This is a genomic window from Arthrobacter sp. 05T410, from assembly GCF_056396505.1.
Genome location: NZ_JBFTLP010000003.1, coordinates 29869 through 48021, shown reverse-complemented (window position 1 = coordinate 48021; position 18153 = coordinate 29869). Strand labels below are relative to the sequence as shown.

Genomic DNA, 18153 nt, shown 5'->3' with positions numbered 1-18153 from the left:
TTTATACAGTCGAATCATTGATCTGCCCCCCTGGCATGGCTCCCAGTTAGTACGAGACCCCAGATACTCCGGGATTCGAGGCGCCAAGGAGGTGCTGTGAGAAGCCGACGCACGAGACCGCTCATACTCCGACGGTGCCTGCCCCAAAGGTATCCCCCAGCAACTTGAATAAACCTTGGGCCCGGGGTGATCCCCGGGCTGCCGGCATCACGCCCGCAGCAGCCCCAGCAGCACGGGCACGACGCCGAGGCAGACGAAAGCCGGCAGGGAGCACAGGCCCAGCGGCACCACGAGCTTCACCCCGAGCGTGGCCGCGCGCTGCTCGGCGGCCCTGTTGCGTTCACGGCGGAGCCGGGCCGCCTGGGCATAGAGGAGCGCTGAGGAGGGGGCGCCGGTAAGCGCGGCGAAGGAAAGAGCGTCGCGCAGGGCCTGAAGTTGGGGCGCCCGGGCACCGGAGCTGCGCCATGCCGTGCCCCAGTCCGCACCGATTGCGAGGGCTGACACAACCGGCCGAAGCTGCCGCCCGAGTTCCGGTGGCATGAGGGCGGCCACGAGGTCGAGGGACCGGCCAAGTCCGGCTCCCGCATCCAGCATGGCGCCGATCAGTTCCAGCATCATGGCGGTGTCCCGCAGGCCCGGGAGGCCGTGACGTCCGTGCCGGCCGGCGTCGTGGACCGTCGGGCGCCGGGCGGCCCCGCCAGCAGGGGCCCGAAGCTGGCGCCGGAGCCGCCGGCGGACACGGCCCGGGCGGGCGAGGACGACTGCGGCTGCCCCGGCAAGGCTCGCTGCCATCACGAATCCGGCAAGTTCGGGCCTCACGGCGACCACCGCGGAGTCACGTTGGTGCTTCCGCCGCGGCGCGGACGAGCCTTGCGGACCACAACCGGCCGACGGCGGTCAGCGCCACGCCTGCGGCCAACGCCGCGAGGCCCCAGGGAGTTCCCAGCAGTGTCGCCACCGGGTCCACGCCGAGCAGCAGGCCGAGACCCAGGCCCGACAGGGGCAGCCAGGTCAGCAGACGAACGGTCGCGCGGGGGCCCGCCAAGGCCGTCTGCCGCGCTGCCTCGGCGTCGTCCTCCGTTTCAAGGTGGGCGGCAAAGCGCGCCAGGACATCGGCCAGGGGGCAACCGCTGGCTTCAGCGGTGTCAAAGCATGCGGCGAGCTCGCCCCACACACGCACGTCGCGGCGGGCCCGGTTGCCGACGGCACCCGTGGTGACCGTGACGACGGCGCCCGCACCGGCAGTGACCGCGGAGACCTCGCGGCGGATGGCCGCGGCCACGGAAGACCCGCGCCGGGCGGCGGCACGCGCGGCTGCGAGGATCCTGCGGGACTCCGGGCCGAGGACCGTGCCGGCGCCGTTTGCGGTGCGGGGCTGGCCGGCGCTGTGAACTGCGGCCTGGGCCGCCGGCCCGTCCCGCGCGGTGTCACCGCCGTACAGGGCCCACAGTTCATCCCACAGCCGGGCGGGGATGCGCCCTCCCTTCAGCAGCGCGGCCAACTGCTGGACCAGGACTGTCATGGGGACGGGCCCGGCATCGGCGGCTCCCCTGCCGCGCCAACGGGTCATGCCCCCGACGGCCCGTCCTGGGCGGGATCCCGGGGACCCGTAGGCCGCGGGAGCTCGCGTGCCCGCGGCGTGCAAGGCCCTGCGGGTACGATGGCCGGCCGCGCGCGGGGTGGGAAATGCCAGCCACACGGCCAGGACCAAAACGACGATGAGTAAGACGGTCATCGCTGCGTCCAGGGCTGGAGGGATTCGCGGCCGGAACCCGGCGGCCGTCCTGCCGGCAGCGCCGCCTGCAGTTCGGAGGGGTCCGCCCCGGCCAACCCGGGATCCAGGCCGAGACGGCGCGCCAGCAGCGGCCAGGCTCCGCCGAAGCGGAGCTCGCCCTGTTGGATCTCCAGTGCGGCGGCGACAACGAGGCCCGAGTCTAGGACCTCCATGATTCCAACGCTCGCCACCTGGCGGCCCGATTCGGTCCGCTCGACGTGCACGACGACGTCGATCGCGCTGGCGACCTGCAGCCGTACCGCGTCCTGGCCCATGCCGGCGAGCGCGCCGAGGGCCGCCAGCCGGGCAGGCACAGCCGCCGCCTCATTGGCGTGGATGGTCCCGCCGCCTCCGGTGTGTCCGGTGTTCATCGCCGAGAGCAGCTCGCGGACCTCGGCGCCGCGGCATTCGCCCACCACCAGCCGGTCCGGCCGCATCCTGAGGGCCTGGCGGACCAGTTCGCCCAAGTCGACGGCGCCACCGCCTTCCAGGTTTCCGTGCCGGGATTCCAGCGAGACGACGTGCGGGTGGACGGGATTCAGTTCTGCGGCGTCCTCAATCAGGACGAGTCTCTCCCCCGGGTGGCACAATCCCAGCAGTGTCGCCAGTAACGTGGTTTTCCCCGAACCGGTGGCCCCGCTGATGAGGAAGCTCAGCCTGGCCGCCACCATGCGTTCGAGCACGGACTGGACCAGGCTCCCGGGCGTCCCGGCCCCGAACATGCCGGCGCGCTTCAGCTCGGGCATGGAGAAGACCGTGGCCCGGCGGATCCGCACGCTCAGGAGGGTCCCGGCCGTGGAAATGGGCGGCAGCACCGCGTGCACCCGGTAGCCGCCGTCGAGCCGGACATCGACGCACGGCGAACCGTCGTCCAGGCGGCGGCCACCGGCTGCCACCAGCCTCGCGGCGAGGGCCCGGATCTGCGGTTCCCCGGAAAAGACGACCGGCGCCTTTTCCAGACCGCGGCCGCGGTCCAACCAGACCGAGTCCGGCCCGTTGACAAAGATGTCTGTCACGGCGGGATCACGGGTGAGCGGTTGCAGGGGGCCCAGGCCGTTCAATTCCGCGCTGATGCTCTCCACTGCGGCCAGGGCGCCGGCCGTGCCGAGCAGCCGCCCGCTCGCCTGGACCGCAGCCGCCACCCTTGAGGGGGTCACCGGGGAGGCATCGGCCATGACGGACTCGCGCACGGACTCCAGCAGCGTCTGGTCGAGAAATCCCTGCGAGCGGCGGCGGCCCGGTGCCCGCCGGGCCGGACGTTCCGGTCCGGCCGGTTCTACGGCCGCGTGGGCACTCATGAGCCGTCTCCGCCGTTCAGCTCAAGGAGTCCGGCCGCGAACCGGCGGACGGCGCGCTGCCGGCCGGTTTCGAGAAGGCGGCCGAGTTCCGTTGCCCCGGCCAGATCCTTGATGTCCGGCATGATGCCCTGAAGGACAAGCCCCACGGAGCCGGCGATCAGCGGCGCATCCAAAGCGGCGCCGCGACTGGCCCGGACCACGAGCGCGGTGTCCACGGGTGGAAGCTCCTGCAGCAGCCAGGCCGTGGCGACGGCGGCCCGCAGCCGGGCGGGCGCCACGACGATGATCCGGTCGCATTCGCCGGCGAAGGCCCGCAGGGCCTCCCGTTCCCGGCCGATATCCAGCACCACCAATTCGCAGCCGCGGCGTGCGGCGTCAAGAACCGCGGCCACGGTGGTCGCGTCCACCCCGGCGGCTTTGTCACGGGTTCCCGGCCACGACAGGAAGGAGAATCCGCCGGCGACCGGCAGCGACTCCTCCAGCTGGGCGGGGTCGATACTGCCGCTCACCCCGGCCAGATCCGGCCAGCGGAGCCCGTGGGTTTCCTCGGCGGCCAGCGCAAGTTCCAGGCCTCCGCCCCGGGGGTCGCCGTCGATCAGCAGCACCCGGATCCCGGCCCCGGCGGCGGCCTGCGCGATCCAGATGGCGGCGGTCGTGGCCCCGGCACCGCCGCAGCCGCCGGTGAGACCCAGCACCAGGCCGCCGGCTTCCGGGGCGCGGGACCGGCTCAGGTATTCCGCCAGCCAGGCGGCCGCGTCCGGCAACACCGCGACGCGTTCGGCCCCGACGGCGGCGGCCAGATGCCATAACCCTTCTCCGTCACCTTCGAGGCCGAGCATCACGGCAGGGGTCCTCCGCCGGGGCGGCAACCCGCGGATGTCGCTGCCCACCAGCACGGCGGCCGCGGCGTCCCAGAACGGCGCGGCCTCGGCAACGTCCTGCACCGTCCGCAGCTGGCCCCCGGCTGCTGCGACGATGCGTTCCACCTCGCTGCGCAGCACATCGGCGCCGGTTACGAGCAGGATTTCCGCGGAATCCCCGGGGGTCCAGGGCTCATGCGCCCGCGGTGGCGGTGAGCCTGGGCCACGGTCCTGGTGCCTGTTCATGCTGCCACTGTGCCCGGGCCGGGACCGCAGCGGAACCGCCGTCGTGGGCTATGTGGACAAGTCCGGCGTCTTTCCTGCACCGCGGCCGGGGACCGAGCACAGACCACGTCCCGGAGCAGGGCAGAATTGATCCTATGTATCTGCTGCTCGCTGCCCACGCCGACGGCGCGGCACTGCAGCAGCTCACGGCCGATGGCGCCCCCGAACCCTCCAATCCGGAACCCCGTGTGGTCAGGGCCGGCGACCTCGCCGGAATTGTGCGCGAGTTTGAGGAGCGGCACCCGCGCTGGATCTGGCACCGTACGCAGGACTGGTATCCCGCGTTGCTGCGCGCCGGGGTGGAACTCGAGCGCTGCTACGACCTCACCTTGTGCGGTTCGATCCTGGCCCACTCGGAGTTCACCGCCCACACCGGCTACGCGCAGGCGGCGGAGAAGCTGACCCAGGACGACGAGCTGAACCAGCCCCCGCGGGGGCTGCAGCCTCCTGCCCCGCCGCCGGAACAAGGGGCCTTGTTTGATGCCCCGGCCTCCGGCCGGCGTCCCGGCCAATCCATTGAGGCTCTCCGCGCCGAGTACGCCGCGCAGCAGGAGGCCCTTCGCCAGGCGGGACCTGCGCCCGGAACGGCCTCCGGCACGGTCGTCGTCCCTGACGCCGGCCGGCGCCAACGGCTCCAGCTGCTGCTCGCGGCGGAATCCGCCGGAGCCATGATCGCCGCCGAAATGCAGCACACCGGCGTCCCGTGGCGGGAGGAACTCCACGAGCAGATTCTCGCAGAACACCTCGGACCCCGCCCGGCTCCCGGTCAGCGTCCGGCCAAACTCGAATCGCTCACGGCCGAACTGAGGCTGCTGCTGAAGTCGCCCGCGCTGAACCCGGACTCGCCGCAGGAGCTCATGCGCGCCCTGCACCGCAACGGCATCGAAGTTAAAACCACCCGCCAATGGGAGCTGAAAGAATCCAGCCACCCCGTGATCGTGCCGCTGCTGGCCTACAAGAAACTGGCCCGTCTCCACGCGGCCAACGGCTGGGCGTGGCTTGATACCTGGGTGAAGGACGGCAGGTTCCAGCCTGAGTACGTGGTGGGCGGCGTGGTCTCGGGCCGGTGGGCGTCGCGGGGCGGCGGGGCGCTGCAAATCCCGCGCCAGGTCCGCGGCGCGGTCCACGCCGATCCCGGCCACAAACTGATCGTTGCCGACGCCTCGCAGCTGGAGCCGCGCGTGCTCGTGGCGCTGGCCCAGGATTCCAAAATGGCCGAAGCCGCCCGGGACAAGGACCTCTACGCCGGCATTGCCGCCCAAGGCTTCGGCGGCGACCGGGCGAAGGCGAAGGTGGCCCTCCTTGGAGCAATCTACGGGGCGACCACGGGCGAGTCCGGCCGGCTGATGCCCCAGCTGGCCCGCACCTACCCCCGCGCCGTGGGCTTCGTCGAGCAGGCTGCCCGCGACGGCGAAGCCGGCAGGACCGTGACTTCGCGCCTGGGCCGGAGCAGCCCGCCGCCGTCGGAGCGCTGGCTGCAGAGCCAGCACTCCACCACCGCGGAAGAGCAGCGCCGGGCGGACTCGATCGCACGCTCGCGCGGCCGCTTCACCCGGAACTTTGTGGTCCAGGGCTCGGCCGCTGACTGGGCGGCATGCTGGCTCGCGGAACTGCGACGGAGGCTTCGCGCCATACGGTCGGACGGCGCAGCCGCCGGCGAACTGGTGTTCTTCCTCCACGACGAGGTGATGGTCCACTGTCCCGAATCCGCCGTCGGGGATTGCATCAAGGCGATCGAGGACTCCGCAAATGCCGCGAAGGAGCTCTTGTTCGGCCGCATTCCGGTCGAATTTCCGGTCAGCGTGGCCGTCGTCGATTCGTACGACAATGCCAAATGAGTGACCGAAGTCACCGCCTGTAACGTACCCGTCGGTAGCGTTGTGTGCGCTCCGTCACCGGGCTACCCTCGGAAAGGCCGGTGAATTTCCCGTACGATCCGCCGGCTATTGCAACGACGCAAGGATATTGGGGAGGCACAGGTTTGGCTGGCATTTTTGAGATCGCGCAAGCTGGCGACAAGGCTTATTTCTTCAGGTTGACGGCGGCGGATGGCACGGTAGTGGCCGTGTCCCCGCTCTTCAGCTCCATCAAGAGCGCGGCGGCGGGCATCAACGCCGTGCGCGAGAACGCCGCGACCGGCCTGGTTGTGGATCATTCCGGCGCTCACCGGCGGGTCGCCTCCAGCAGGTCGGGAGGACGGGCGATGGCTCCCCTGGCAGGCAGCCCGGTGGCTGCCGGCTAGATGGCTGCAACCCCGTTGCTGCCCGGCAGGCAGCCCGGCGGCTGACAGCCAGCGGACCGGCCGGCAGGCCGGCGCCGTGCGGCCTTCACACATCAATCCCGTAGAGCCGCGCGCGGTCCCACGGCACGGCCCAGCCCAGCTGTTCAAAAAGCTGGTTCAGGATCATCCCGGTAAAACCCCAGACCACGACGCCGTTGACGGTGAAGGCTGGGCTCTGGAATGTCTGGCCGGCCCGGCTGACCGTGGCCATCACCCTGTTGTCCGGGTCCAGCAGGTCCCTGACCGGGACCCGGAACACCTGCGCGGATTCACCGTAGTCAACCACCCGGACCGGCGACTGGGCAGCCCACCAGGCCAGGACCGGCGTCACCAGGAAATTGCCCCGGGGCAGGGCCAGTTCAGGCATCACGCCGAGTACGTCCACCCCCGCAGGGTTCAGGCCAGTCTCCTCCTCCGCCTCGCGGAGGGCCGCGTCCACCACGGACTCACCCGGATCGATGCCGCCGCCGGGAAACGCCACCTGCCCGGGATGGTCCTCCAGCGTTTGGGCCCGCTGCAGCAGCAGCACGTCCAAATCGGCCGGAGCCAGCAACTTCTCGGACACAGCGGGGACGTTGTCGAGCGCACCAAAGAGCATCAGCACCGCCGCCCTACGGACCCGCTCGCCGGGTTCGACGGCGAGTTCCCGCCAGCGCGGATCCGGGGCCGGCGCCGTGCCCGCCTCCACCGCGGCAACGAGCTCGACGAGGTCCTGGCGCGCGGTCACGGCTGTTTCCTCTGCGATTCCATCCGGATTTCCGCGGCGCGGTGAGTCTCGGCCAGCAGCCGGGCCAGCAGTTGCTCCTGGCCCGGGGCGAGTTCGTACTTCAGCAATTTCTTTGACTTCTCCGGGTCGGTTTCCCCCATGCCGTAGCTGGGGCACCAATTGGCCACCGCGCAGGCGCCGCACGCCGGCTTCCGGGAATGGCAGACGCGGCGGCCGTGAAAGACGACGCGGTGCGAGAGCATGGTCCAGTCCTTCGGCTCGAACAGCTCAGCGACGTCCGACTCGATCCGGACCGGATCATCCGACTCGGTCCAGCCAAAGCGCCGGGCCAGCCGGCCGAAGTGGGTGTCCACCGTGATGCCCGGGATGCCGAAGGCATTGCCCAGCACGACGTTCGCGGTTTTCCGCCCGACGCCGGGCAGCGTCACCAGGTCCGCGAGCCGGCCCGGCACCTCGCCGTCGTACTCGTCCACCAGCCGGGTGCACAGCGCCAGGAGATTTCTGGCCTTGGCGCGAAAGAAGCCGGTGGGCTTGATGATGGCCTCCAGCTCGGCCGGATCCGCCTCCGCCATCCGCCGCGCATCCGGGTAGCGCGCGAACAGCAGGGGCGTGATCTGGTTGACCAGCACGTCCGTGGTCTGCGCGGACAGCACCGTGGCTATCACGAGCTCGAACGGCGTGCGGAAGTCCAGCTCCGCGTGGGCGTAGGGGTACTGCTCCGCGAGTTCCCGGTTGATCCGGCGCGCGCGGCGCTTGAGCGCCAGCATTGACTCCCCCGACGCCCGCGGCGCACCCGGCTTGGCGCTCCCCGGGATCGGGGTGCCGGGTTCCGAGCTGCCGGATTCCGTGGTCACGGCGGCGGACTAACCGCGTTCGATGTTGCTGAGGTCCCGCAAAACGCCGAGCCGGCCGTCGGTGTGCTGGACCAGGAACTCGTTGCCGCGGTCCTCCAGGGCAAGGACCCAGCCGCCGGGTTCAATGACGAACGCCGGGGCACCGGTGCGCACATCGACGGCGGTGCGGGGCTGCGCGACGGCGAACCAGAAGGCCTCGTGCACGGGGTGGACATCATCCTCCGCGGGCCGGCTGGCGGGATCAACGGTCGCGCCGATGGGTTCCTGCGGCCGGGCCTGTTCCTGCGGCCGGACCTGGGGGTTGACCGTAGTGGGGGCACTGCCGCCGGTGGCGGCCGGCACGCCGGCGGCCTGGGTCTGTTCCCCGGCCTGGGTCTGTTCCGCGGCGGGAGCGGTCTGTGCAGCCGCACCAGCGGCACCAGCGGCGGCGGCACCGGCTGCAGCAGGGACGCCCGCGGTCCGGGTCTTGTCCGCGGCGGACGAAGCAGACTCCGGAGCCGGGGCCTGCGTCGGGGCCGCCGATGAATCCGTAGATGCCGGGGCAGCCGCGCCGGCGGCTGGCACCACGCCCGAGATCTGGGTCTCCGGTGCGCCGGGGGCCGCAGCGCTGGGGGCCGCGGCGGACGCCGCACCCGCCGAAGATGCCCCGGCAGGTGTGGTTGCCGCCGGCGTGGCCGTCTGGCTGCCGGTGGCCGGACGCTTGGCCCAGCCCGCGGCCTCCCCGGAAGCGGCTTGGCCGGACGCAACCCGGCCGGAAGCGGCCGCGCCGGACGCAACCTGGCCGGATGCGGCCGCCAGAGAGGCGCCCGCCCCGGCTGCGCCTGCACCCGCAGCGTCCTTGGTCAATTTGGGTTGCTTCGGTTGCTTCGGTTGCTTCGGCGCCTTCGGTGCGCGGGGCTTTCGCACCGGGACAACAGCTTCGCGGGCAACCACGTGGGCAGGCGCGTCCTCCCGGCCCAGGAAGTCGCCGGCAAAGAACGGGATCCAGCGGCCCAGCACCGTGGCGGCGAAGAGCCCCAAAGCGCCCAGGAGCGCGATCAGCATGCTCGGCACGAACGCCCCGGCGGCGGCGAGGAAAAAGAAGGCCAGCGTGAAGGACGCTACAACGGACGCGAACTGGTCGATCGACAGGGATCCGATCCGGATCCTGGTCGACGGGCTGAGGCGGCGGGCCACAAACAACGCGGTGACAATGAGGGGCAGCACGATGCCCAGGCCCAGGAAGAAGAGGCTGCCCAGGTTCCAGAGGTTGTAGGCGAAGGCAAACATCGGAATCAGTGAGGCGATGAAAAGAAGCAGCGTGGAGCCGAAAACGGTGAGGTCACGGATGGTGAACGGGCCGAGGACGGCTTCGTTCTTCTTCCCGATCTTTTTGTCCACCGTGAAGCGTGGCGCATCCCCGAACCCGGCGGGCCCCGGCTGCGCCGTTCCACCCTGGTTCTGGGCGGGCGCCCGGAGCTGCCCGTTGTCTTGCTCGTTCATTCCGTATCTCCTTAGCATGGCGGCGCCCTGGACAGCGCCGTCTAACGGCAGGCAAGGACAGGACCGCCAGCGGTCCTGTCGCCTCCATCGGATGTCACAACTTCATCTCAGCCTAGCCAAGTGAATGGCCGATCACTAGCTGACAAGCCGTGGGCGGACGCAGCAGAATTCCCCAGATTTCCGAATCCCGGACGCTTGCCCCGGCCCGCCGTCCGGCGCCGGGGACAGACCACTCGGCGCTTAACGAACACCGCTCACGGTGCTGTTTGTGACGGGGCGCACGTTTGGTCGGACCCAAGTATTAGTGTTGATTCCAGACAGCGCTAGCGGCACTGCCGCCGTCTGCCGCCGCCCGACGTCGCGCATGCGGCCCGGCGCGACGGTGGCGAGCACGGCCGCGCAGCCCGGATCGATGAATGATGAGGTTCACCATGTCCCAGCAGACACCCGGCTCCACGGCCACTCAGACGCCCCAGGGCGATGCGTTCGAAAACCTGTCCCAGGAGAACCGCCGTTTCGCGCCGTCCGCCGAGTTCGCCGCGAATGCAGTGGTCACCGCCGCCGATTACGCAGAGGCCGACGCCGACCGTCCCGCCTTCTGGGCGAAGCAGGCCCGGGAGCTGCTGAGCTGGTCCAAGGACTTCACCCAGGCGCTGGACTGGTCCGACCCGCCATTCGCGAAGTGGTTCGTCGGTGGCGAGGTCAACGCCGCCTACAACGCCCTGGACCGGCACGTCGAGGCCGGCAACGGGGACCGGGTGGCGATCTACTTCGAGGGTGAGCCGGGAGATACCCGCACCTACACCTACGCGCAGCTGACCGAGGAGGTGAAGAAGGCCGCGAACGCGTTCGAGTCCCTCGGCGTGGCCAAGGGCGACCGCGTCGCCGTGTACCTGCCCATGATCCCCGAGGCCGTCATCACCCTGCTGGCCTGCGCCCGGATCGGCGCGATCCACTCCGTGGTCTTCGGCGGCTTCTCCGCCGAAGCCCTGCGCTCCCGGATCGACGACGCCGAGGCCAAGCTCGTGGTCACGGCCGACGGCACCTACCGCCGCGGCAAGCCCAGCGCGCTGAAGCCGGCCGTCGACGAAGCGTTGTCCCACGAGGGAGACGGCACCGGACACACCGTGCAGAACGTCGTGGTGGTCAAGCGCAACGGCCAGGCCGTGGACTGGCACGAGGGCCGGGACCACTGGTGGGCGGACACCGTCGGCGCCGCGTCCCCCACACACACCGCCGTCGGGCACGACTCCGAACACCCGCTCTTCATCCTCTACACCTCCGGCACGACGGGCAAGCCCAAGGGCATCCTGCACAGCACCGGCGGCTACCTCACCCAGGGCGCCTACACGCACAAGGCGGTCTTCGACCTCCACCCGGAGACCGACGTCTACTGGTGCACCGCCGACGTCGGCTGGATCACCGGGCACTCCTACGTCGCCTACGCCCCGCTCATCAACGGCGCCACCCAGGTCATGTATGAGGGCACGCCGGATTCCCCGCACCAGGGCCGCTGGTGGGAAATCGTGGAGAAGTACAAGGTCTCCATCCTCTACACCGCCCCCACCGCGATCCGCACCTTCATGAAGTGGGGCAAGGACATCCCGGCCAAGTCCGACCTCTCCTCGATCCGGGTCCTCGGTTCCGTCGGCGAACCCATCAACCCCGAGGCCTGGATGTGGTACCGCGAGGTCATCGGCGGCAACGCCGGCAAGAACGGCGAGCGGAAGGAAAACCCCGCACCGATCGTGGACACCTGGTGGCAGACCGAGACCGGGGCGCAGATGATCGCCCCGCTGCCCGGCGTCACGGCCACCAAGCCCGGCTCGGCCCAGGTCCCGCTGCCGGGCATCGCCGTGGACGTCGTGGACGAACTCGGCGAATCCGTACCCAACGGCCACGGCGGCTTCCTCGTAATCCGCGAACCGTGGCCCGCCATGCTGCGCGGGATCTGGGGCGACCCGGAGCGGTTCAAGGAAACGTACTGGTCCCGCTTCGCGACCATGTACTTCGCCGGCGACGGCGCCAAGAAGGACGAGGACGGCGATATCTGGCTGCTGGGCCGTGTGGATGACGTCATGAACATCTCCGGCCACCGCCTCTCCACCGCCGAAATCGAGTCCGCACTCGTGTCCCACCCCGCGGTGGCCGAAGCCGCCGTCGTCGGCGCCGCGGACGAGACCACCGGCCAGGCCGTCGTCGCCTTCGTGATCCTCCGCGCCGACGCCACGGACACCGGCGACGCGATCGTCCAGGAACTCCGCAACCACGTGGGCAAGGAAATCGGCCCGATCGCCAAACCCAAAACCATCCTCGTGGTCCCGGAACTGCCCAAAACCCGCTCCGGCAAGATCATGCGCCGCCTGCTCAAGGACGTCGCCGAAGGCCGCGAAGTCGGCGACGCGACCACCCTGGCAGACAACACCGTCATGGCCCAGATCGCCCAGTCGCTGAAGAAATAGCCGGTTCGTTCCCATAAGGGTTCGTCGGCTGTGTTTGGCTCGCCTGTTTGTCCGGCGGCGGCGCCGCCCACCGTGGTGGGCCGCGCCGCCGTCGTCGTTGGTCCTGTCTGTCGACGCGGCCGCGGCGGGAACATCCGCAGCAGCGAAGAATGCGGCAGTAACGAACGGCGCGCGCGGGCCGCGGCGCGATAGATTTGCAGACATGACTGAAGCCACCTCCGCCACCGTTGCCGGCCGCGGCACCATCCTGGTTCTCAACGGACCCAATTTGAACCTGCTTGGCACCCGCGAGCCCGAGAAATACGGGACGGCGACGCTGGCCGACGTCGAACAGCTCGCCAAAGACGCCGGTGCCGCGCACGGCCTGGACGTCGAGTGCTTCCAGTCCAACCATGAAGGGGCCCTCGTGGACGCCATCCACGCCGCCCGCGGGAAGGCGGTGGGAATCGTGCTCAACGCCGGCGCCTACACGCACACGTCCGTGGCCATCCGGGACGCCATTTCCGCTGTTGCCCTGCCGACGGTCGAGGTGCACATCACCAATGTTCACGCCCGCGAGCCTTTCCGGCACCATTCCTACCTTTCGGACATCAGCAAGGCCGTGATCGCCGGCGCCGGGATCCTGGGCTACCGCTTCGCGGTGGAATACCTCGCCGGGCTGCACGCGGCCGGGGACTGAGCATGTCCCCCGCCGAACCCGCGGCGGCGGAAGCATCCGGGGAACCGTCCGCAGCTCCGGACGCTGCCACGGGCACCGCCTCGGACACAGCTCCGGACGCGGCTACGGCTACGGCTACGGCTACGGCTACGGACACAGCGCAGTGGTACCGGCACTTCGGCACGGTCGATGCCCCCGGTTCCTCCCCCTGCTATGCCGCGTGGTCCGTGGGGATCGCCGGGGACGCCGAGGTGATTCGGCGGATTGATCAGTGGCCGCACGACAAGCGCCAGCCGCTGCTGATCCTCGCCGCGGCCCGGTTCCTCGGCGCGCAGATCAGCCCTTACCGCGATTTCCGGAGGTTCCTGGACCATCACTGGGACGCGGTCTCGGAAATCGTGCTGTCCCGGTCCACGCAGACGAACGAGGCCGGCCGCTGCGCCACCCTGCTGCCCTCACTCGCGCAGATATCCGCGACAGAGGGCCGGCCGCTGGCCCTCATCGAGGTGGGCGCCTCGGCGGGGCTGGCACTGTTCCCTGACCGCTACGGTTACGAGTTTGTCGACACCGGGGCGGGGGCACCGGATGAGTCGGCGGGGGACCCGGCGGCGGAAGCAAGGACGACGCGGCTGGTTCCGGATGGCGCCCAGCCTGGCACGTTTCCGGTCCTGCGCTGCCTCACCTCGGGCCCGGTGCCGCTGCCGACGGAAATTCCCCGGGTGGCATGGCGTGCCGGGATCGACCTCAACCCCCTGGACGTGCGCGACCCGGCCGACGTCGCCTGGCTCGAAGCCCTCGTCTGGCCGGAGCAGGAGTTCCGGCTTGAACGGCTGCGCCAGGCGATCGCCATTGCCAGGGAACGGCCGCCGCTGCTGGTGGCCGGCGACCTCAACGAACAACTTGTGGAACTCGCCGGCCGCGCCCCGGCCGACGCCGCCCTGGTGGTATTCCACAGCGCCGTCATGGCGTACCTGGATGCCGGCGGCCGCTCCCGGTTCCGGCGCACCATGGCGGATCTTGCCGCGGAGCGGGGCTGCCACTGGCTCTCTAATGAAGGCCACATGGTGGTGGTGCAGGCAGACGGGTCCAGTGTGGTCCCGGAAATGGATGACGCCCGGCTCCGCGGCCGGTTCCTGCTGCTGCAGGACGGCCAGCCGGCAGCCATCACGGGCCCGCACGGGCAGAGCCTGGAGTGGCTCTAGCCTGCGTGCGGCTCCGGCCTGGCTGTGGCTAGGGCCTGCGTGGCCGTCCGGTTATTTCTTGATGCACTGTCCGGACGAAACGGCACTGCCCAGACCCGGCGCCTGAGCCGCCACGGGGCTCAAGTCATTCATGGTGATCGCAAATCCGAGCGAGGACTCGGTTGTGGCCTTGGCAAAAACCACCCCAGCCACCTGCCCGTCCATGGTCAGGAGCGGACCCCCGGAGTTGCCCGGCTGCACGTCGCCGGCCAGCCGGTAGACGTCCTCGGGCGACGCATTCTTGCCATAGATGTCCGGGACCAGCACGGTGGCGATGTCCTGCACCGTGGCCGGTTTGGACTGGAAAGGCCCGCCGTGCGGATAGCCGGCAAAGGCCGCGGCGCTGCCGGACGGCAGGTCGGCGGCCAGCGCCAGGGGTTCCGAGCGCAGACCGTCAACGGCCACGACGGCGAGGTCGTGCTGGGAGTCAAAGTACACGACGCGCCCAGGCAGTGCCCGGCCACCGGGCGTTTCCACCACCGGTTCGTCGACCCCGGCGACCACATGGGCGTTGGTCACCACGCGCCCGGGGGCGACGACGAAGCCTGTTCCCGTCTGGTTCTGACCGCACTGGTAGGCGGTTCCGGCGATCTTGAGCACGGACGCGGCGGCCTTGTTCAGCGCCGGCGTGTCCGTGCTGGTGTCCGGAACGGCAACGGGCTGGCTCTGGCCGAAGCCGTCCAGCAGCGTGGGGATTCCCTCGCCGATCACGGCGGAACGTAGCTGCGCCATTGATGCCTTGACCGGCATCGGCGTCACGCCGTCGATGAACCTGATGACTTTGGATTCCGCGAGCTGCTGGGACACGAACGGCACACCCAGGGCCCCGATGCTGAACGCCAGCATCGACATCACAAGGGCGGACACCACCACGTTCACGCCCCCGCCCACGAGGCGGTCCGCCGCCCGCAGGGGGCTGAACGGGACCACGCTGCGGATTCGCCGCCCGATCATGGTGCCGAGGCCGTTGCCCACGATCATCAGAAGGACCGCCGTGGCGACGATCGCCGTCAGGCGCCAGCCGCTGTCCTCCACGAGGCCGCTGACGATGGGCACGGAGACGAAGGCGGCGACGGCGCCTGCCGCGAATCCCGCGATGCCTCCGAGCGTCACAAGGAAGCCGTTGCGAAGACCGTGGATCAGGTAGGACAAGAGCGCCACAACCAACAGCAGGTCCAAAATGGTCAAGCCAAACACCGGGGCTCCTCACAGACAGTTCAGCGACGATTCTACCGGTGTAAGCTGAACGTTTGCCGACCGGCCGCCAGCCTGCACAGGGATCTGCGCGGACTTCCCGAGCCGTTCGCTTTCGGCCCCTTCGGGCGTTTCCGTGCCAACTACGTCACAGAAGCTCCAAAATTCTGAAAGAATGGCTGAAGCGCCCCAGCCGACACAGCTAGTCAGGAGATTTCATGGATATCGAGGTATTGCGCCGCGCACCCCTTTTCGCCACGCTCGACGACGAGGCGTTCCGTCTGCTGACGGACGAACTTACCGAGGTGGACCTTTCACGCGGTGCCTCGGTATTCCGGGAAGGCGACCAGGGTGACCAGCTTTACTTCATCGTCTCCGGCAAGGTGAAGCTCGGCCGCACGTCGCCGGACGGCCGCGAATCACTGCTGGCCATCCTCGGCCCGGGCGAACTTTTCGGCGAAATGGCGCTGTTCGACCCCAGCCCGCGCACGGCCACGGCAACTGCCGTTTCCGAGACGCGTCTTGCCGGTCTGAAGAACGAGAGCCTCAACGCGCTGCTGCGCACCCGCCCCGAGGTCTCGGCCCAGCTGCTGCAGGCCTTGGCACGCCGCCTGCGCCGCACCAACGATTCCCTTTCCGACCTCGTCTTCTCCGACGTGCCGGGCCGTGTGGCCAAGGCGCTGCTGGATCTGGCCGACCGCTTCGGCCGCCCGGCGACCGACGGCGTCCTGGTCGCCCACGAACTGACGCAGGAGGAGCTCGCCCAGCTGGTTGGCGCCTCCCGTGAAACGGTCAACAAGGCCCTCGCAGAATTCGTGCAGCGCGGCTGGCTGCGCCTGGAAGCGCGCGCCGTCGTCATCCTTGACATGCAGCGCCTGCGCCAGCGTTCCCGCTAGGGATCCCCAGCAGCAACCACGAAGGCCGGCCCCGGAAACGGGACCGGCCTTCTGCCGTTAATCTTCTGCCGTTAATCCGCGGTGGCGGTTTCGGGCTGGTTGTCCGCGGGACATGTCCACTGGTGCGGATCGGGGCGGAGCATGTCCCCGGGCCGGCAGGCAGCACGAAGGGACATGTCCCGCCCCGGCTGCAACGACTGGACATAATGCCACTATGTCCACCTGTCAGGTCCACCGGAGGGCATGTCCCGGGCCGGCACGCGGCACGAAGGGACAAGTCCAGTGCTCAGGAGCAGGGCGGGGCATGTCCCGGGCCGGCACGCGGCACGAAGGAACATGTCCAGCGCTCAGGAGCAGGGCGGGGCATGTCCCGGGAATCGCCCGGCCCCCGCCCAAGCCAAGCCCTAACAGGCTGCCCGCATGGGGTCAGCCTTCCGTGGCGTCGGCGCTCCCCGGGCCTAGCGTTCCCGCTGCGGTTCGCCGGCGATCGTTTTGGCTGCTTCGACTTCAAGCATGAGCCGGCCGTCTTCCTCGACCAGCTTCGGCTGGTACACGTGGGCCTTGCGCTTGTAGCTGAGGTAGGCGATGCAGCCGTTGGCCTTGGCCATCTTCTCAAGCATGATCTCCGAGCCAGGGACCAGGAGTTCGCCCAGGGTCCGGCCGACGGTGTTCTCCTGCCCTACCTCGTCACCCAGCACGGTGCTGTCCCGCTCGCTCACGACTTTCCGGACGCACACCCAGCGGCCCCAGACGCCCTTGCTGGCTAGCAGCGAGGGCTGCTGGTTCACGGGCACGGTGGCGGCAAAGTAGCGGGTATTGAACCGGCGGTGCGCGAAGTCGGGGCTGAGCCAGTTCACCAGGGGTTTGAGCAGGTCAGTGCGCAGCGAGAGCCCGCGTTTGGCGAGCAGGTCGGTGAAGGATTTCTCCTGCTCGGCCACGGCTTCGCGGGCGCGCATCCAGTCGGCGCTGGAGGTCAGCTCCACCGTGGTGGACAGGTCGGGGCCGGCCAGCAGGATGCCGGTCTCCTCAAACAGTTCACGGATGGCACCGACGACGTGTCGGCGCGCCAGCCCGACGTCGGACGTCCCCATCTGCTCGGCCCAGTGCTGGGGTGAGGGGCCCAGCCAGCCGACGGCGTCGTCGTCGGTGGATTCCAGCGATCCGCCGGGGAAGGCGAGGACACCGAGCGGGGAGGACCCCGTGCGGTAGCCGAGCCAGGTCTCCAGGCCCGTGGGCGAATCCCGCAGCAGGATCACGGAGGAGGCCAAACGGGGCGCGCGGGGCGTCCGCTCACCGTGTTCAATCCAGCTGCGGGCTGCTCCCTCAAGATCCGGGGGCAGGACGAACAGGCGGCGTTCTAACTGAGGCAACGAAGTAACCGGTCTACTAGGCGAATTCAGCGATCAGTTCGACTTCGACGGGCGAGTCGAGCGGCAGAACGGATACGCCGACGGCGGAACGTGCGTGCTGGCCGGCGTCGCCGAGGACCTGGCCCAGCAGCTCCGAGGCGCCGTTGATGACACCGGGCTGGCCGGTGAAGGAAGGGTCGGAGGATACAAATCCGACAACCTTGACGATCCGCGTGATGCGGTCGAGGTCGCCGATCACACTCTTGACGGCGGCCAGGGCGTTGACGGCGCAGACGGCAGCGTAGGCCTTCGCGTCCTCCGGGGACACCGTGGATTCGTCGGAGGCGCCCGCCGAACCGGTGGAAACCTTTCCGGTGGCCTCGAGCTTGCCGTTGATGAACGGCAACTGCCCGGAGGTGTAGACGTGGTTGCCGGAAATCACGGCCGGAACATACGCCGCGACCGGAGCGGCGACGTCGGGGAGCGTCAGGCCCAGCTCCGCGAGGCGCTGTTCGACGGCGGACGACGCGCCCGCGCCGGCCGTGTGGCTCGCTGCGCCGGCCGTGTTTTCGGAGATGTTTTCCGCGCCCGCCGGCGTGGCCGGAACGGCTTCTGAGGGGGTGTTCATGGCTACTGCTTCTCCCGCTTCAGGTAGGCAACCAGGCCGTTTCCATCGGGTCCCGGAACAACCTGGACGAGCTCCCAGCCGTCGTCGCCCCACTGGTCCAGGATCTGCTTTGTGGCGTGAATAATGAGCGGAATCGTGGCGTACTCCCATTTGGTCATGACATA

At 69.6% G+C, this 18153-nt stretch carries 17 protein-coding genes; 6 read left to right on the top strand and 11 right to left on the bottom strand.

The features are described 5' to 3' along the window. Nucleotides 1-207: 207 nt before the first annotated feature. The 4 genes from AC1DFR_RS04865 to ssd all read right to left on the bottom strand — a co-directional run bounded on the left by AC1DFR_RS04865 (nt 208) and on the right by ssd (nt 4178). Nucleotides 208-819: a type II secretion system F family protein gene (locus AC1DFR_RS04865; protein ID WP_476855525.1), complete on the bottom strand. Its 612-nt coding sequence runs from the start codon at nt 817-819 to the stop codon at nt 208-210. 16 nt (nt 820-835) lie between these two features. Continuing rightward, a complete protein-coding gene (locus tag AC1DFR_RS04860; RefSeq protein ID WP_476855524.1) occupies nt 836-1570 on the bottom strand; it encodes a hypothetical protein in 735 nt (244 codons plus the stop codon). Between the two features lie 161 nt (nt 1571-1731). After that, on the bottom strand, nt 1732-3072 hold the full coding sequence (locus tag AC1DFR_RS04855) for a TadA family conjugal transfer-associated ATPase (protein ID WP_476872252.1): 1341 nt from the start codon (nt 3070-3072) through the stop codon (nt 1732-1734). Beyond that, the gene (gene ssd / locus AC1DFR_RS04850; protein WP_476872251.1) at nt 3069-4178 is read right to left on the bottom strand and encodes a septum site-determining protein Ssd; all 1110 of its coding nucleotides are present in this window, start codon (nt 4176-4178) and stop codon (nt 3069-3071) included. The genes AC1DFR_RS04855 and ssd overlap by 4 nt, the downstream gene beginning before the upstream one ends. 134 nt (nt 4179-4312) lie before the next feature. Between ssd and AC1DFR_RS04845 the strand changes: the two genes are divergently transcribed. Both AC1DFR_RS04845 and AC1DFR_RS04840 read left to right on the top strand, forming a co-directional pair. Beyond that, nucleotides 4313-6055: a bifunctional 3'-5' exonuclease/DNA polymerase gene (locus AC1DFR_RS04845; RefSeq protein ID WP_476872250.1), complete on the top strand. Its 1743-nt coding sequence runs from the start codon at nt 4313-4315 to the stop codon at nt 6053-6055. Between the two features lie 80 nt (nt 6056-6135). Further along, nucleotides 6136-6459: a YegP family protein gene (locus AC1DFR_RS04840; protein WP_308288883.1), complete on the top strand. Its 324-nt coding sequence runs from the start codon at nt 6136-6138 to the stop codon at nt 6457-6459. Between the two features lie 85 nt (nt 6460-6544). Here the strand turns inward: AC1DFR_RS04840 and AC1DFR_RS04835 are convergent, their stop codons facing one another. The 3 genes from AC1DFR_RS04835 to AC1DFR_RS04825 form a co-directional block, all read right to left on the bottom strand. Next, a complete protein-coding gene (locus AC1DFR_RS04835; protein ID WP_230008029.1) occupies nt 6545-7225 on the bottom strand; it encodes an NUDIX hydrolase in 681 nt (226 codons plus the stop codon). After that, nucleotides 7222-7992, bottom strand: a complete 771-nt coding sequence (gene nth, locus AC1DFR_RS04830; RefSeq protein WP_230008030.1) for an endonuclease III — start codon at nt 7990-7992, stop codon at nt 7222-7224. Before nth ends, AC1DFR_RS04835 begins: the two co-directional genes overlap by 4 nt. A gap of 96 nt (nt 7993-8088) precedes the next feature. After that, nucleotides 8089-9561, bottom strand: a complete 1473-nt coding sequence (locus tag AC1DFR_RS04825) for a hypothetical protein (protein WP_476872846.1) — start codon at nt 9559-9561, stop codon at nt 8089-8091. 431 nt (nt 9562-9992) lie between these two features. Between AC1DFR_RS04825 and acs the strand changes: the two genes are divergently transcribed. From acs to AC1DFR_RS04810, 3 genes are all read left to right on the top strand, one after another. Further along, a complete protein-coding gene (acs, locus tag AC1DFR_RS04820; RefSeq protein ID WP_476872845.1) occupies nt 9993-12023 on the top strand; it encodes an acetate--CoA ligase in 2031 nt (676 codons plus the stop codon). Nucleotides 12024-12225: 202 nt separating this feature from the next. Further along, on the top strand, nt 12226-12702 hold the full coding sequence (gene aroQ, locus AC1DFR_RS04815) for a type II 3-dehydroquinate dehydratase (RefSeq protein WP_230009056.1): 477 nt from the start codon (nt 12226-12228) through the stop codon (nt 12700-12702). Nucleotides 12703-12704: 2 nt separating this feature from the next. Further along, the gene (locus AC1DFR_RS04810) at nt 12705-13883 is read left to right on the top strand and encodes a DUF2332 domain-containing protein (protein ID WP_476872844.1); all 1179 of its coding nucleotides are present in this window, start codon (nt 12705-12707) and stop codon (nt 13881-13883) included. 51 nt (nt 13884-13934) lie between these two features. Here AC1DFR_RS04810 and AC1DFR_RS04805 read toward each other — a convergent pair whose 3' ends face one another. After that, nucleotides 13935-15119 (bottom strand): MarP family serine protease, encoded by a 1185-nt coding sequence (locus tag AC1DFR_RS04805; RefSeq protein ID WP_476850249.1) that lies wholly within the window; start codon nt 15117-15119, stop codon nt 13935-13937. Nucleotides 15120-15334: 215 nt separating this feature from the next. On the opposite strand from AC1DFR_RS04805, the gene AC1DFR_RS04800 reads away from it, so the two are divergent. Next, entirely contained in the window at nt 15335-16012 is a 678-nt protein-coding gene (locus tag AC1DFR_RS04800; protein ID WP_011693220.1) for a Crp/Fnr family transcriptional regulator, read from the top strand. Nucleotides 16013-16470: 458 nt separating this feature from the next. Here the strand turns inward: AC1DFR_RS04800 and AC1DFR_RS04795 are convergent, their stop codons facing one another. From AC1DFR_RS04795 to AC1DFR_RS04785, 3 genes are read right to left on the bottom strand one after another with little or no spacing between them, the layout of a single operon-like run. Continuing rightward, a complete protein-coding gene (locus AC1DFR_RS04795; protein ID WP_476855516.1) occupies nt 16471-17382 on the bottom strand; it encodes an NUDIX hydrolase in 912 nt (303 codons plus the stop codon). A gap of 16 nt (nt 17383-17398) precedes the next feature. Further along, the gene (locus AC1DFR_RS04790) at nt 17399-17989 is read right to left on the bottom strand and encodes a RidA family protein (protein ID WP_476872843.1); all 591 of its coding nucleotides are present in this window, start codon (nt 17987-17989) and stop codon (nt 17399-17401) included. 2 nt (nt 17990-17991) lie between these two features. Further along, entirely contained in the window at nt 17992-18147 is a 156-nt protein-coding gene (locus AC1DFR_RS04785) for a DUF4177 domain-containing protein (protein ID WP_003797879.1), read from the bottom strand. Between the last annotated feature and the right edge of the window lie 6 nt (nt 18148-18153).

Excerpts from the sequence above, each read along its gene's own strand:
- AC1DFR_RS04860 (WP_476855524.1), bottom strand. The coding sequence starts at position 1,570 with ATGACCCGTTGGCGCGGCAGGGGAGCCGCCGATGCCGGGCCCGTCCCC.
- AC1DFR_RS04855 (WP_476872252.1), bottom strand. The coding sequence starts at position 3,072 with ATGAGTGCCCACGCGGCCGTAGAACCGGCCGGACCGGAACGTCCGGCC.
- ssd (WP_476872251.1), bottom strand. The coding sequence starts at position 4,178 with ATGAACAGGCACCAGGACCGTGGCCCAGGCTCACCGCCACCGCGGGCG.
- AC1DFR_RS04845 (WP_476872250.1), top strand. The coding sequence starts at position 4,313 with ATGTATCTGCTGCTCGCTGCCCACGCCGACGGCGCGGCACTGCAGCAG.
- nth (WP_230008030.1), bottom strand. The coding sequence starts at position 7,992 with ATGCTGGCGCTCAAGCGCCGCGCGCGCCGGATCAACCGGGAACTCGCG.
- AC1DFR_RS04825 (WP_476872846.1), bottom strand. The coding sequence starts at position 9,561 with ATGAACGAGCAAGACAACGGGCAGCTCCGGGCGCCCGCCCAGAACCAG.
- acs (WP_476872845.1), top strand. The coding sequence starts at position 9,993 with ATGTCCCAGCAGACACCCGGCTCCACGGCCACTCAGACGCCCCAGGGC.
- aroQ (WP_230009056.1), top strand. The coding sequence starts at position 12,226 with ATGACTGAAGCCACCTCCGCCACCGTTGCCGGCCGCGGCACCATCCTG.
- AC1DFR_RS04810 (WP_476872844.1), top strand. The coding sequence starts at position 12,705 with ATGTCCCCCGCCGAACCCGCGGCGGCGGAAGCATCCGGGGAACCGTCC.
- AC1DFR_RS04800 (WP_011693220.1), top strand. The coding sequence starts at position 15,335 with ATGGATATCGAGGTATTGCGCCGCGCACCCCTTTTCGCCACGCTCGAC.
- AC1DFR_RS04790 (WP_476872843.1), bottom strand. The coding sequence starts at position 17,989 with ATGAACACCCCCTCAGAAGCCGTTCCGGCCACGCCGGCGGGCGCGGAA.
- AC1DFR_RS04785 (WP_003797879.1), bottom strand. The coding sequence starts at position 18,147 with ATGACCAAATGGGAGTACGCCACGATTCCGCTCATTATTCACGCCACA.